The 13073-nt window shown below is 67.7% G+C and carries 15 protein-coding genes; 6 read left to right on the top strand and 9 right to left on the bottom strand.

The window, feature by feature from the left end:
* The first annotated feature begins 24 nt into the window (after window positions 1-24).
* On the top strand, window positions 25-741 hold the full coding sequence (locus EV137_RS16405; protein ID WP_134129881.1) for a VOC family protein: 717 nt from the start codon (window positions 25-27) through the stop codon (window positions 739-741).
* A 19-nt stretch (window positions 742-760) separates the two neighbouring features.
* Here EV137_RS16405 and EV137_RS16400 read toward each other — a convergent pair whose 3' ends face one another.
* Window positions 761-2260 carry an LCP family glycopolymer transferase gene (locus EV137_RS16400; protein WP_238175367.1) on the bottom strand — a complete coding sequence of 500 codons (1500 nt, stop codon included), beginning with the start codon at window positions 2258-2260 and terminating at the stop codon, window positions 761-763.
* A gap of 66 nt (window positions 2261-2326) precedes the next feature.
* Here EV137_RS16400 and EV137_RS16395 point away from each other — a divergent pair, with 66 nt between their 5' ends.
* A complete protein-coding gene (locus tag EV137_RS16395) occupies window positions 2327-2812 on the top strand; it encodes a GNAT family N-acetyltransferase (RefSeq protein WP_134129879.1) in 486 nt (161 codons plus the stop codon).
* On the opposite strand, the gene EV137_RS16390 is transcribed toward EV137_RS16395, so the two are convergent.
* On the bottom strand, window positions 2763-4547 hold the full coding sequence (locus tag EV137_RS16390) for a protein-arginine deiminase family protein (RefSeq protein WP_166679906.1): 1785 nt from the start codon (window positions 4545-4547) through the stop codon (window positions 2763-2765). The two genes, EV137_RS16395 and EV137_RS16390, sit on opposite strands and share 50 nt — an antisense overlap.
* Window positions 4548-4723: 176 nt before the next feature.
* On the opposite strand from EV137_RS16390, the gene EV137_RS16385 reads away from it, so the two are divergent.
* Window positions 4724-5521: a DUF3152 domain-containing protein gene (locus EV137_RS16385; protein WP_134129877.1), complete on the top strand. Its 798-nt coding sequence runs from the start codon at window positions 4724-4726 to the stop codon at window positions 5519-5521.
* On the opposite strand, the gene EV137_RS16380 is transcribed toward EV137_RS16385, so the two are convergent.
* Together EV137_RS16380 and EV137_RS16375 are read right to left on the bottom strand one after the other, a co-directional pair.
* Window positions 5512-5877, bottom strand: coding sequence for a VOC family protein (locus tag EV137_RS16380; RefSeq protein WP_134129876.1), 366 nt, complete (start codon window positions 5875-5877; stop codon window positions 5512-5514). The genes EV137_RS16385 and EV137_RS16380 overlap by 10 nt on opposite strands.
* Before the next feature lie 68 nt (window positions 5878-5945).
* Window positions 5946-6581, bottom strand: a complete 636-nt coding sequence (locus tag EV137_RS16375) for a winged helix DNA-binding protein (RefSeq protein WP_238175366.1) — start codon at window positions 6579-6581, stop codon at window positions 5946-5948.
* A 95-nt stretch (window positions 6582-6676) separates the two neighbouring features.
* On the opposite strand from EV137_RS16375, the gene EV137_RS16370 reads away from it, so the two are divergent.
* Together EV137_RS16370 and EV137_RS16365 are read left to right on the top strand one after the other, a co-directional pair.
* Entirely contained in the window at window positions 6677-7432 is a 756-nt protein-coding gene (locus EV137_RS16370) for an SDR family NAD(P)-dependent oxidoreductase (RefSeq protein WP_134011695.1), read from the top strand.
* A 204-nt stretch (window positions 7433-7636) separates the two neighbouring features.
* Window positions 7637-7867 carry a hypothetical protein gene (locus tag EV137_RS16365; RefSeq protein WP_133784102.1) on the top strand — a complete coding sequence of 77 codons (231 nt, stop codon included), beginning with the start codon at window positions 7637-7639 and terminating at the stop codon, window positions 7865-7867.
* A gap of 242 nt (window positions 7868-8109) precedes the next feature.
* Here the strand turns inward: EV137_RS16365 and EV137_RS16360 are convergent, their stop codons facing one another.
* The gene (locus tag EV137_RS16360) at window positions 8110-8466 is read right to left on the bottom strand and encodes a VOC family protein (RefSeq protein ID WP_238175365.1); all 357 of its coding nucleotides are present in this window, start codon (window positions 8464-8466) and stop codon (window positions 8110-8112) included.
* Window positions 8467-8556: 90 nt separating this feature from the next.
* On the opposite strand from EV137_RS16360, the gene EV137_RS16355 reads away from it, so the two are divergent.
* On the top strand, window positions 8557-9006 hold the full coding sequence (locus tag EV137_RS16355) for a YdeI/OmpD-associated family protein (RefSeq protein WP_134129875.1): 450 nt from the start codon (window positions 8557-8559) through the stop codon (window positions 9004-9006).
* Between the two features lies 1 nt (window position 9007).
* Here EV137_RS16355 and EV137_RS42005 read toward each other — a convergent pair whose 3' ends face one another.
* The 4 genes from EV137_RS42005 to EV137_RS16340 all read right to left on the bottom strand — a co-directional run bounded on the left by EV137_RS42005 (window position 9008) and on the right by EV137_RS16340 (window position 12976).
* The gene (locus tag EV137_RS42005) at window positions 9008-9523 is read right to left on the bottom strand and encodes a M23 family metallopeptidase (protein ID WP_375372036.1); all 516 of its coding nucleotides are present in this window, start codon (window positions 9521-9523) and stop codon (window positions 9008-9010) included.
* Between the two features lie 263 nt (window positions 9524-9786).
* Entirely contained in the window at window positions 9787-10443 is a 657-nt protein-coding gene (locus EV137_RS16345) for an excalibur calcium-binding domain-containing protein (RefSeq protein ID WP_134129874.1), read from the bottom strand.
* A gap of 106 nt (window positions 10444-10549) precedes the next feature.
* Window positions 10550-10690 carry a hypothetical protein gene (locus EV137_RS40555; protein ID WP_166679905.1) on the bottom strand — a complete coding sequence of 47 codons (141 nt, stop codon included), beginning with the start codon at window positions 10688-10690 and terminating at the stop codon, window positions 10550-10552.
* A gap of 39 nt (window positions 10691-10729) precedes the next feature.
* Window positions 10730-12976, bottom strand: a complete 2247-nt coding sequence (locus tag EV137_RS16340; protein ID WP_134011700.1) for a HelD family protein — start codon at window positions 12974-12976, stop codon at window positions 10730-10732.
* Window positions 12977-13073 lie beyond the last annotated feature (97 nt).

Raw genomic sequence — 13073 nt, 5'->3', positions numbered from 1 at the left:
ATCCCCGGCCGATTGGGAGATCCGATGAGTATCAACCTCTATGCGCTGTCGATCGACGCGAAGGATCCCGCTGGGCTGGCGCGGTTCTGGGCGGGCCTGCTCGGGTGGGAGCAGGCCGACGGGAACGAGTTGCTGCCCGACGCCGACACCAGTTTCCGGCTGCGGTTCTTGCACAGTGACGTCGAGAAGGATCGCCCGAATCAGATCCACCTCCACCTGACCAGCCAAACGCCTGAGCAGCAGCAGGAGACGGTGGCGAGGGCGCTCGAGCTCGGCGGCCGGCACCTCGACGTCGGGCAGAAGCCGGAGGAAGAACATATCGTCCTCGCTGATCCGGAAGGCAACGAGTTCTGTGTGATCGAGGCGGGGAACAAGTTCCTCGCGGACACCGCGTTCCTCGGTGAGCTGGCGTCGGACGGCACCCGGGCGGTCGGGTACTTCTGGAGCAAGGCGGTCGACTGGCCGCTGGTCTGGGACCAGGACGAGGAGACCGCGATCCAGGCGCCGTCAGGCGGACCGAAGGTCGCGTGGGGTGGGGGGCCGGTCAGCCCGAAGGCACCGAAGAACCGGCTGCACTGGGACCTCACCGTCCCGGCCGACGGGGACGTCGACGCCGAGGTCGAGCGGCTGATCGGGCTCGGCGCGACCCGGCTGGACAGCGGCCAGGAGGGCGCGGACGCGATCCCGATGGCCGACCTGGACGGCAACGAGTTCTGCATCCTGACCGGAACCCGAGAGTAGAACTCGACGTCCACTGCGCCTAACGGGGCATGCCTGGGTTGTAGGCGCAGGCGGACGTCAGGTCGTCCGCGGCGGGCTTCGGGGTGGCCTTCGGCTGGGCCGCAGTGGACGGCGGCGCCGTGGTGGTCTTGCGCGGCACGGTCGTCGTACGACGGACCGGGTTGAGGGCTTGCGCCACGATCTCGCGCATCCCGGCGTAGTTCGGGTTGCGGCCGGTCGGGAAGTTCTTCTTCTTGTCGAGGTCGACGTTGGTGATCTTCGCCGTCTTCACCCGCGCTCCCAGCGTGGCGAACGCGCCCAGCTGGTTCCGCGGGATGTCGGTGCGGATCAGCTGCTCGCCGGCCTTCGCGATCGCGTCGTAGTTCGTCAGCACGTTCTGCGGGGTGGCGCGCTCGACGATCGCCTTGATCGTGCAGCGCTGCCGGGCCTGGCGTGCGAGGTCCGCGGTCGGGACCTTGTACCGGCCGCGCGCGAACCACAGCGCGTCGGTGCCGTTCAGCTTCCGGTTCGGACCCGGAGCGAGGTACCGGCTCGGCGGGATCTTCTTGTCGTCGTTGCCGCCGACCGGGACCGGGTAGTTGATGTTCACCGTGATCCCCCCGAGCGCCTCGACCAGCTGCGCGAACCCGGCCAGGTTGATCTGCACGTAGTAGTGGATCCGCAGCCCCAGCGCCTCGCCGACGGACACCTTGAGGATGTCCGCGCCCTCGTTGTCCGAGGGGCCGAGGATGCCGGGATGCAGCCTCGGGATGTTGCGGTACATGGCGTCCAGGTAGAACTCTGACTGCTCCTGCGGGCCGTTCGGGTCCCAGAACCCGGTCGGATAGATCTTGTGCAGCGGGGAATCCTCCGGGAACGGCATCCGCATGAAGTTCCGGGTCAGCGAGATCAGCGAGGTGTTGCCGGTCTTGGTGTCGATGCTCGCGACCATCACCGTGTCGGTCCGCGTCCCCCCGCGACCCTCGCCGTCGTCCGCGCCGAGCAGCAGGATGTTCAGCCGCGGCAGCTGCTGCCAGATGTCCTTCTTCGGGGTGATCGTCGGCCGTGTCTGGCTCTTCGACTCATCGCCCCCGAAGACCTTCGTCACCAGGTTCCGCTGTGCCATCAACGTCTGCGCGCCGGTCGCCGTGCTCACCGTCATCGCGAAGCAGATCACGCCGATCACCAGCGCCCCGAGCAGCCGGGATCCCGGTCCGACGGTCAGCGGCCGGAGCATCTTGTACGACGTGACCAGGACGACGATCCACACGAGTGCGATCGCGGCCAGGCCGACGATCATCCAGTTCAGGAACGCCGGATTCAGCGCCCACGAGATCACCGCGTCCCGTTTCCGCAGCCCGACGTACGCCGCGCCGCCGTACAGCGCGAGGCTCAGCACGATCAGCGTCGAACCGAGCTTGGTCCGGCGAGCGACGACGTACGCCGTACCGGGGAGCAGCACGCCGAGGACGGCGATCGTCAGTGCGGCGAAGGCGGAGCGTCGGCGTGGACTCGGCCGACGCGCGCGGTTCGCGCGCATCGCTCTGCTCGGGGCCATGCCCTCTTCGATTCACCGAGTCGGCAAAAAGTTGGCATGATCGGCCAAGTGACCGACATTCAGGTACGCCGAGCCAAACCGGATGATGCGGAGTCGCTGGTCCATTTACGCGGATTGATGCTCGCAGCGATGGGCAACGACATCGGCGGACCGGACGCCCCGTGGCGGACGACCGCGCTCGAGTGGTTCGCCGGACAGTTGGCGTCGCCGGACACGTTCGCGGCGTACGTCGTCGACGACCCGAGCGCCGGCGTGGTGGCGGGAGCGGCCGGCAACGTGTACGTGCACGCGCCGGGCCCGAACGACCTGACCACTCTTCGCGGCCATCTGTTCAACGTCAGCACCGAACCGGACTTCCGGCGGCGCGGTCTCGCCCGGGCGTGCGTGGTCGCGGTGATGGACTGGTTCCGGGACGAGACCGGCGTCGGCCAGGTCGAGTTGCACGCGACCGACTACGGCATCGACCTCTACCGTGGGCTCGGCTTCACCGAGTCGAAGTCCCCGACGCTGCGTTTCCGGACCACCAGGGCGTAGCGCCGCCGGTGTCGCGGAGCGCGTTGGTTGCGCAGTGCAACTCACCACCGCCGAGGTGCGCCCAGAAGAAGTCCTCGACCCAGTGCACGCGTACGCCGTTACGCGCGAAGGCCCGCTCGGTCGCCTGCCGGAAAACGTCCCGGCCGTGCAGCCGCGGCCCATGCGGATCTGGTGCCGCGAACTGGCGATCGGTGATCGAGAGCCCGTTCACCAAGCCCGGAGTCATTGCCTTGAGCAACCCGTAGCCGGGCACATTGGTGAAGAACACCGGCAGCCGGACCAGTTCGTCTTCGCGGAGACCGGTCGCCTTCAACAGGATCTCGAGCTGGTTGTCGATGCGCTTGGCCGCCGCCTCGTTGTCTTGCAGTTTGGTGCCGAGCACTTCGTCGACCGTCGGCTTGTGTCTGGAGTTGGTGTCCGCGAACAGTCGCTGACCGCCGCCACCTTGGCGTTGCACGTCGCGCAACAGGTGTGCGGCGAGTCGAGGGTCGGCGACTGCGAGCGTCCAGCCGCGGGCGTTGTTAGCGCGGACCACGTGCGTGGTCTCGTCCGCGTGCCCGACCATCAGCCAGGACGTGTCGATCACGACCGGCGGCTGGTACCCCTGGCTCGTCACCATCGTGATGAACCCGGGATCGGGGTGCCGCTCGCCCGACCCGTAGACGATCCGCCCGTGCGGAAATCCGGCGTACGGCGGGAGGGACTCGAGGTTGCCGCCCATGTTCAGCAGGTCGTCGAGACCGGGGGAGGCCTTGTCGGCGAGCTCCTGGACGACGCCGATGTCGGGTCCGCGCAGGTCGCGGTAGAGGAGCCGTCCGGCTGGACGTGGTGTGTCGGCGCCGGGGACCTCCCAGACGTTGCCGGAGCGGATCAGGATGCGCATCGTGTGCGGGCCGCCGACGGTCGGCATGCTCACGGTCGCCGGCTCGAACGTGTCCTGCAACCACATGTCCTTCCAGCCTTTCGGCGTACCTTTCACGAACTGGACTTTGGTTGCCTGACGCAATGTCTTGGCGAACTGCTGCCAGTCGCCGGGTACGCCGTCCTGGTACGGCGGAGTGCGGCCCCACCAACCCTGGCCGTTGGCGGGCCGGCCGGCCAGGACGGTTTGTGCGCGCTGGAGATCGTTCTGCAGCATGAGCGGGGCGACGCGCATCCGGACCACGTCGGTGCCGGTGCGGCCGCGGTCGGTGACGGACACGGTCACGGTGATCAGGCCGTCCCATTGCTTGGGGTTGCGGACGATGTCGCGGCCTTCGAGTTGCAGCCGGACGCCGCGTTGCAGGTCCGTTGCGGTGAGCGTGCTGACCGGGCGGCCGTTGGCGAAGACGCGGCCCTTGTCCGCCGGGGAGATCGTGACGGTGCCGGTTGCGTGGTCCGAAAGATTGCGTTGGGCATCGATTGTGAGCGGTGCCAGATCGGCGGCGTCGCGGTGGCCGTTGATGCGGTCGTCTGCGGCGTCGTTGCAGGCGGCGAGCTTGTCGTCGACCGCGCGGCCGGGTGCGTCGAGGTCCGCCGGGTCGACCGTGCAACGGTGCTCGTCGTCGTCCAGGTTGGGCAGGAAGATCGCGCCGCGGGCATCGGTCCAGGCCGACTTTGCCAGGTCGTCGGCGGGGGTCAGCAGTCCGTCGCGGTTCACGTCGGCGGTCAGCCGCGGTGCCGGCGCCGTGGTCCACGCCGTCAACGGAGTGATGACGGTCAGCAGGGTCGCGATGCCGGCGGTCCAGCGTCTCATCGAAGGCTCCTTATTTGATACAGGTGTGCTTCTTCGATCGAAACTACGCAGGTGTATCAGAAAGTGGCAGATGGAAATCCGGTCTCCACCCGTGGACGGAGAAGGATTTCGGGGCACAGTTGGCAGGAAGGAGTCGGAACACGCCCGCCCCGAGCGTGCTGGGAGGAGCTCACCGGATGCGCCGCTGGACCGTTGTCGTCGCGATCGCCGTCGTGGTCGCCGCCTGGGTGCTGTTTCCTGCCGGCCCATCCGGCCGGCACGGGTACCCGGGCCGTAGCGTCGTACCGGTGTCGGTCCAGTCGGACCAGCCTGTCCAGCCCGCCAAGTCGGAGCCCGTGCAACCGCAGGCGCGGTCTGTGGTTTCGCAGCGACCTCCGGAGGCGATCTCGTACCCGGTGGCGGGCACGGGGTCGTACGCCGTACTGCCCGGGGATCCTGCGGTGATCGGGCGGGCGGGGAAGCTGATGCGGTTCCAGATCGCGATCGAGGGCGGGATCACCGGTATCGACCGCGGGGGGTTCGCGCGATTCGTGCGGGCGACGTACGGCGGGGCCCAGGGGTGGGCGTCGCACGGGCTGTGGCGGTTCCAGCAGGTCGGGCCGGGGACGATCCCCGATTTCACCTTGCTGCTGGTCACGCCCCAGACGCGGGATCTCCTCTGCGGGGCGAGGGATCGATACACGAGTTGCCGGATCGGGAACCGGGTCGTGCTGAACGTGGCGCGGTGGGCGCACGGCGTACGGAATTACGCCGCCGCGCTGACGACGTACCGGCAGTACATGGTCAACCACGAGACCGGCCACCGGCTCGGGCGCGGCCACGAGCTGTGCCCGGGCCCCGGTCAACCGGCGCCGGTCATGCAACAGCAGACCCTCGGCCTGCACGGCTGCACCGCGTACGCCTGGCCGTACCTGAACGGCGCCGGCTACCAAGGCCGCCTAGGGCAGTACGACGACCCGATCCCTCACTCCTGAATGATCGACAGCACGTTTCCCGCCGGATCCTTGAACCAGGCGATCAACGGTCCCGGACCGCGATTGATCCCGAGCTCGTCCTGCTCGTCGACGTACTTCTCGAACACGATCCCGCGCGCGGTCAGCTCCCGCACTGTCGCCTCGATATCGTCGACGGGGAAGTTGAGCACGGTGTACTCCGCCGGCACGTGATTGTCCTTCGGATAGACGAGAACCGTGTTCCCACCACCGGTCCGCAGGTGCAACAACCCGTTCTCCTCGGCGACCTCGATCCCAAGCGTCTCGCCGTAGAACTCCTTCGCTCGCGACAGGTCATCCACCGAAAACCCACTGAACGCCTTGCTGTCCTTCAACATCTGATGCCTCCCAATTCACTTGACACCAGCTACGTCGAGACCGTCAACCCGTTCTCGACACCGTCGGGTCAGTTGTGGAGGGCCTGGGGGAGGGTCGGGTTTACGGCGGCGGCTACCGAGGCGGACTCGAGGCCGTCGGCGACCGTGTGCAGGAGGCGGACCAGGTGGGCGGCGTCGGTCGGGCCGAGGATGCCGGTGATGACGTCGAGGACCCGGACGGTGAGGCCGTCGAGCTGGGAGAGGCGGGCCTGACCCATCGACGTGACGACCAACTCGGGCGTGGTCCGGACCATGCCGAGCGCTTCCAGGTCGGCGATCGCCAGCTCCGCCTCGCCGGGCGTGATGCCGACCTGCTTCGCGACCTCGTCCGCCGACGTGCGGCCGTTCGCGATCGCGCTCAGCACCAGCGCGGCAGGCATCTTGAGGCCGATCGCTTCCTGCAGACCCAGGATCAGCGGGTGCGCGTGACCACGCACGCGTTCCACCGCGTCGAGCAGCCGGAGCGCGTCGCCGACGTCACTGATCAGGTGCTCGGTCTGGACGGCCGCGATCCCCGTCGGACCAGGCCGCACAGGTGACGGTACGACGCCGCCGATGATCCGTTCGGGTACCACGAGGCCGTTCGCCACGACCGGCTCACCAACGGATCCACTGTCCGTGGATCCGTTGGTGAGCGGCCTGATACCAGCGTCTTCGATGGTCACGTGTCCCAGCGTACGGAGCCGTTCCGACAGGTTCGGCGTGTCTTTCCTGAGGAATCCCTGTGAATCTCACGACCTCCCTGATCTACGCTCCCGCCATGCGGAAACGAGTGCTGGTGATCGGTGGCGGCGGGGGCGGGATCGGGCGGGCGACTACTGAAGCCTTCGGCAACGAAGGGGCCGCGGTGATGGTCGCGGACCTCGATCCGCAACGTGCCGCGGAAGCCGCCGACGCCGTGAGGGCAGCCGGCGGTACGGCGTACCCGATCTCCGGTGACGTCCGCTCGGCGACCGATGTCGAGGCGATGGTCGCGGGTGCGGTCGAGAAGCTCGGCGGACTCGACGTACTCGTCACCGTCGTCGGCGGGCAGGTCGCGTTCGTGCCCGCGGTGAAGTTGCACGAGATGGCCGACGAGGACTGGGACACGATCTACGAGGTCAACCTTCGGTACGTCGCCCGCGCGGTCCGGGCCGCGCTCCGCGTCTTCCTCGACCAGGGCACCGGCGGCGCGATCGTGAGCGTCGGATCCGTCACCGGGTTCATGGCCGCGCCCGAGCAGGCGGCGTACGGCGTGATGAAGGCCGGCCTGCTCAGCCTGGCCCGCACGGTCGCGGCCGAGTATGCGCGGGACGGGATCCGGATGAACGTCGCCGCTGCCGGAGCGATCGCGACAGCTGTGGCAAAGGGGAATGTCGCCGCCGAGGTCGTCGAGGAGATCCCGGCCGGCCGGTTCGGGCGTTCCGAAGAGGTGGCCGGGGCAGTGGTCTACCTGGCTTCCGACGCGGCGTCGTACATCACCGGACAGCAGCTCGTGCTGGACGGCGGCGTCTCCGTGCGCGGCCCGTTCGAGTAATCGAACAAAGTGGCGAAAGAATGGAGTCCTGGCGGGTCCGAAAAAGTTTTGGCGGGCGGCCAGAAAATCTGATTCCGGGCGTGACCTCGGCTCTGCGTCCTCCGTTGGAAGTGACGTGACGGTGAACACAACACGGCGCACCGGCACCGCGCTCGCCCGCGTTTTCCAGGCCGTCCACCCTCGAAGTATCAGCCAGGAGGACCAGTGACAACCGCCACCGCCACTCAGACCATTTCGCGTCGTCGCGTGCGTGTCTGGTTCGGTGAGCACGTGATCGCCGACTACAACGCCGAGCCGGCGTTGGCCGAGCGGTACGCAGACGCCATGAGCCGCCGATTCGCCGGTCTTCGGGTCACGAACGACCCGATGCCGGACGTCGACAAGCTCCCCGACCCCCTGCCCGGCGAGCGCATGTGGGACGTAGCTCCCCGCTGAGAAAACGTCCGGTACCTTTCGCGTTCCGTACCTCACCAGACAACCCACGCGGAACGTCGCCAGGTCGAGTCGCCTCACCTCGACCAACCAAAGGAACCGGTGCAGTGCTCTTCCAAGGGCACGCGGCGGCAAGCGAGTGCGGGCGTTCTGCCCCTCGCTTGCCGCCAATTTCTCCCCTGTAATGCGCCTGACGAAAAAACCCCGTTCGCACCGGATCCCCCAGCTCCGGTGCGAACGTTTTTTCACTTTTGCGCGTAGTACTCCGGTTTCATCTGGATGAGCTGCACGTAATTGCCGTCCGGGTCGATCACCGTCGCGAACCAGCCGATCCCGCGGTCCTCCGGGTGCACCAGCCAGTCGACGTCGAGCGTCCGCAGGTGCGCGGCCGCCGCCTCGATGTCGTCCACGGCGAAGTTCACGATGTGCCGCCCCGGTTCGGAGTTCTTGGCCGCGACGTCGTCGCGCTGCTCGATCACCAGACCGAACCCGCCGAGGTCCAGGTTGCCGTACCCGTCGACCTCCGCCCGGAACCCGTCCCGGTACCACGCCTTCAACCGCTCCGCGTCGGCACTACCGAGCAACATGCTGTTGAGAATCACGATCTTTCCTCTCCGCCTGACACTGACGCCGGTACGTCGGAACAGCCGGCCGACTCTCGACATGACCTGCGCGGCCCGCATGATGAACAGATGAAGTTCACTGCCGAACTGCTGTCCACAGGCAAGAACACCGCCGGCTTCGAGGTGCCCGACACGGTCGTGGAGTCGCTCGGTGGTGGCGGTCGGCCGAAGGTGAGCGTGACGGTCAACGGGTACACGTTCCGTACGTCGATCGCGCGGATGGGCGGACGGTACCTGCTCGGATTCAGCGCGGACCGCCGTACCGAGGCCGGCGTCACGCCTGGCGACGTACTCGAGGTCGACGTCGAACTCGACACCGCTCCACGCGAACTCGAGATCCCCGAACCGCTGGCAACGGCCCTCGCCGCCGACCCGGAGGCCAAAGCGTTCTGGGACACGCTCAGCTACAGCAACCGCCAGTGGCACACCCTCCAGGTGACCTCCGCCAAAACCGAGGCCACCCGCGCCCGACGGATCGAGAAGTCGATCGCCGCCCTCCGCGAGGGCCGCGCGCGCTGAGTCAGCAGTACGAGCGGCAGCCGTGGTCTGCGCCGTACGCCCGGTGGCTTGCCGCGACCAACGCCGCGGGGGACAACTGACCGCCGTCATGCCAGCTGTTCAGGAACCGCTGCGGTGCCACCGCTCCACGCCGGACCCACCACATGTTGGGCGCCGTCGGCCAGCTGATCCCGAAATGCAGGTGTGGTGGTGTCCCTTGGGCGCTGCCCGTCTTCCCTGTCCGCCCAAGAGGCTGCCCCGCCCGCACCGGAACACCTGGCGCGATCCCGGGCTGGATCGCCGAGAGGTGTGAGCCGTAGTACCGAACGCCATCCGCCCCCACCACCGAAACCGACAGCCCACCCCGGTCAGCACCCCGATTGGTCTTCGCATCCCACGAGTCGATCCGCGTCACCTCGTCGACCCGTCCGTCAACCGGCGCGACAAACAGACACCCGACGTGCGCAAAGATGTCCGACGCCGGGTAGTCATGATGGCTCTGCGAAGCATCCGCCCGACACCCACCAACAGGAAACACATACCGCCGTACGGCGGAAGCGCGCGGTGGAGCGGTCGTAACGGCCGGTGCCCTCGACTGCACCGGCTTGCTGGACTGAGGCCGCACACTCGGCTGTGACACACCAGTGGTCGGTGGGGTCGTTTGTGGTGGTGTAGCTCGAGGCGTGCTCGATACGGCGGTGGGTTGCGCCCGGTCGAAGACGCCGGCCGCCGACAATCCGAACCACCCGCCGCCGCCGACGATCACCACTGCCAGCAGGAAAGCAACCCAAGCCCGTCGCGTCACAGGAACCAGAATGCGTTGACGGTCGCCGCGGAGTACACCGTTTCGCACGGTATGCCGTTCCTGTCCGCATCCATTCGGTCCGGCATCCCGTAGTACCACCAGTACCGAACGGCCTCGGAGTACGACGCACCTCGCGCAACGAGGTCCCGGCAGTACAACCCCGCCGACCAGAACACGACACCACTGATCTCGCGCCCGTTCCAGTACGCCGCGACGTCGCTGCGCGGATATACGGTCTCGCACGGAATTCCGTTGCGGTCGGCATCCATTTGATTCGGCTGCCGGTGCAGCCGCCAGTAGTCGACCGCCGCGACGTAGCCGTATCCCTTCGCCTTCAGATCGCGACAGAACAACCCGGCCGGCAACGACCGCACATCTCCACCTGCCGGCGCCGGGTTCGACGTCCCCTTCACCGTGGGCTTCGGTACGACGGTCTTCGTGATCACCGACACCGGCGCCGAGGTCGCGACCTCTGTCGGCGGCGAGGTGTCTGCCGCCCGTGGCGCCGGATCGTCCTTCGTCATCAGCACCACGAGCCAGGTCAGCAGCACCAGGATGACGCCGACCGCCACCCCTCCCAGCGCTGCCAGCGTCGCGTTACCGCGCTCGTTCCGCGGGTGACAATGCGTGCGTGTAGACGGTTCTCCATTCATGATTCCCCCCGCCAGCCATTCAAGCCCGGTCACTCTCCGTTGTCTATGGCCCGGGCTCCTCATCCCCCTTCGAACTCCAGCACCGACAGAAATGCTGCGCTGACCGCTAGGTGCCGCTGAAATTGTTCAGCGTGAGCTTGTCGCGGGTCGTCCCGCAGCCGAGACAGCGCTGGTAGCGCTGACCTTCCTCGTTGTGCTCGGTCTTCCACGTGTGCAGGTGGAGCCGACATCTCAGCGGCTTCTTCATCTCTCGACGGTAGGCCCGCGAGACGGTGCCGAACAGCCGTCAGCGGCGAACTTCCCAGGCGGACGAATCCTCGAGTACGTCGGGTAGCTCGCCGACCACTCCCAGGCGTTGGGTGCAGCGGGTCAGGGAGACGTAGAGGTCGCGGAGACCGCGGGGAGACTCGATGACGATGCCGTCCGGATCGACGACCAGGACGGAGTCGAACTCGAGGCCCTTGGCTTCGCGGGCGGTGAGGACCGTGACGCCGGTCAGGCCGTCGACGGCCTCCTGGATCAGCTCGAGCCGGCTGCGGGACGTGATCACGCCGACCTCGCCGTACGCCGTCTCCTCCGCCGCCATCTTGTAGACGTACAAGGCCTGTTCGGCCGCCGGTACGTCGACGTGCCACGGTTTCACGCCTGTGGAGCGGACCGATTGCGGCGCCCGCGCCGACGGGTCGACCTCGCGCAGTACTGCGTGCGCGAGCTCCATCACCTCGGCCGGCGTGCGGTAGTTCAACGTCAGCTCCGCCAGCCGCCAGCGATCGCCGAACGTCTCACCGAGCGCCGACGCCCACGACGTACCGCCGCCGATCGAGCTCGTCTGCGCCACGTCGCCGACCACCGTCATCGACCGCAGCGGGCATCGCCGAGCGATCGCCCGCCACGCCATCGGCGACAGCTCCTGCGCCTCGTCGACGATCACATGACCGTACGTCCACCGCCGATCCGCGGCGGCGCGATCGGCGAGCGTCCGGTCGTCCTCCGCCTCGAACCGCTCGGCGAACGCCTCGGCGTCGAGAATGTCCTTGGCGGTAAGGATTTCCGCCTCGTCGTCCTCGTCGAAGTCGGTCGACCCCGAACCGGCGAGAACGTCCAGAGCACCTTGTGCATAAGCGATCGCGCGCGCCCGCGCGGCCCGCTCCCGCGCCGCCTCGGACCCGTCGTCACCGAGCAACTCCGCCGCCTCGTCCAGCAGCGGTACGTCGGACTGACTCCAGTCGTCGCCGTACCGCAACAGGTGTTCGCGATCCAGCGCGGACAACTGCGGCGCCGCGGACGCGAGCCGATCCTCGTCGCCGTACAGATCCTCCAAGAGCCGCTGTGGACTGAGCAACGGCCAGAGCTGCTCGAGCAGCGCCTGTACAGCGGGCTCGGCGAGCACCTCGCTGCGCAGTTCGGCGAGGTCGTACTCGTCGAGCAACTGCTCCCCGTCGAGCGGATCGGTGCCGATCAGCTCGGCGTACTGATGGGTGAGGTGGTCCGTGATCTCGTTGAGGACGAAGGGGCGCGCCTGGTTGTGGGTGAGGTTGCGGTTGCGGACCCGTGCGTGGACTGTCGCGCACACGGAAGGGTCGAGCGTGAGCTCGGTGCGTTCGACGGTCACGTGGACCGGGCGCTCCGGGAGCCATTGCCGATCGGCGACCGCCTTCGCGATCACGTCGGCCATCACCGTCCGGCCCTTCACCTCGGCACTCTCCGGCGACTCGGGGCGGGTCGCGTTCACGCCCGGGAACAGTTCGGCGATCGTGACGAGCCGGACGCCCTCCTCACCGAGTGACGGGAGCACCTGGCCGATGAATCGCAGGAACGCCGCATTCGGTCCGACAACGAGAATTCCGCGCTTTTCCAGTTGCTCACGATGCGTGTACAACAGAAATGCCGCCCGGTGCAGTGCGATTGCCGTCTTACCGGTGCCCGGACCGCCTTGGACGACCAGGATTCCCGGCAGTTCGGAGCGGATGATCCGGTCCTGATCGGCCTGGATCGTCTGCACGATCGACTCCATCTGACCGGTCCGGCGAGCCTCCAGCGCCTTCATCAGCACGGCCTCGCCGATCACGCCGGTGCCGGGCTTGGACGCGTCCGCCGCGTCCCGCCCGAGGTCGAGCTGCTCGTCCTGGACGTCGACCACGCGCCGTAGCCGGGTCTGGATGTGCCGGCGGCGGACGACGTCGTGATTGGCCACCGCGGTCGCGATGTAGAAGGGCCGAGCTGCTGGAGCACGCCAGTCCACCAGCAGGGGTTCGTAGTCCGCGTCGTGCAGACCGATCCGGCCGAGGTGCAGGATCTCGCCGTCGGCGGTGTCCAGGCGGCCGAAGTACAGGCCTTCCTCGGCGGCGTTCAGCCGGGCCTGCCGGAGCTTGAGGTCACGGATCCGGCCGTCGCGCTGGTGCAGCGCCTGGGCGTTGCGGGTCTGGACCAGCTGCTCCTCGTCGGCGCGTGCGTCGGTGCGCTCCCGCTCCGCGTCCAGCGCAGCGTAGAACGTGATCAGGTTGGCCTGTTCGGTGTCGACTGGATTCGGCAATTCCTGTCCCTTGTGTTAAAATCCGTGCCGTTGGTTTCAAGCCGCATTTGTGGAATTCTCCCGGCGGCAGCCACAAATCCTTGAGTTTATCCGGTGC

The sequence above is a fragment of the Kribbella pratensis genome, from assembly GCF_004366075.1.
Classification (GTDB): domain Bacteria; phylum Actinomycetota; class Actinomycetes; order Propionibacteriales; family Kribbellaceae; genus Kribbella; species Kribbella pratensis.
This window is presented reverse-complemented; position numbering and strand designations above follow the sequence as displayed.

What these genes read in the sequence shown, in the direction of transcription:
- EV137_RS16355 (WP_134129875.1), top strand. Translation starts at nt 8,557, where the DNA reads ATGAAGTTCACTGCCGAACTGCTGTCCACAGGCAAGAACACCGCCGGC.
- EV137_RS16370 (WP_134011695.1), top strand. Translation starts at nt 6,677, where the DNA reads ATGCGGAAACGAGTGCTGGTGATCGGTGGCGGCGGGGGCGGGATCGGG.
- EV137_RS16400 (WP_238175367.1), bottom strand. Translation starts at nt 2,260, where the DNA reads ATGCGCGCGAACCGCGCGCGTCGGCCGAGTCCACGCCGACGCTCCGCC.
- EV137_RS16380 (WP_134129876.1), bottom strand. Translation starts at nt 5,877, where the DNA reads ATGTTGAAGGACAGCAAGGCGTTCAGTGGGTTTTCGGTGGATGACCTG.
- EV137_RS16390 (WP_166679906.1), bottom strand. Translation starts at nt 4,547, where the DNA reads ATGAGACGCTGGACCGCCGGCATCGCGACCCTGCTGACCGTCATCACT.
- EV137_RS40555 (WP_166679905.1), bottom strand. Translation starts at nt 10,690, where the DNA reads ATGAAGAAGCCGCTGAGATGTCGGCTCCACCTGCACACGTGGAAGACC.
- EV137_RS16405 (WP_134129881.1), top strand. Translation starts at nt 25, where the DNA reads ATGAGTATCAACCTCTATGCGCTGTCGATCGACGCGAAGGATCCCGCT.
- EV137_RS16345 (WP_134129874.1), bottom strand. Translation starts at nt 10,443, where the DNA reads ATGAATGGAGAACCGTCTACACGCACGCATTGTCACCCGCGGAACGAG.
- EV137_RS16385 (WP_134129877.1), top strand. Translation starts at nt 4,724, where the DNA reads ATGCGCCGCTGGACCGTTGTCGTCGCGATCGCCGTCGTGGTCGCCGCC.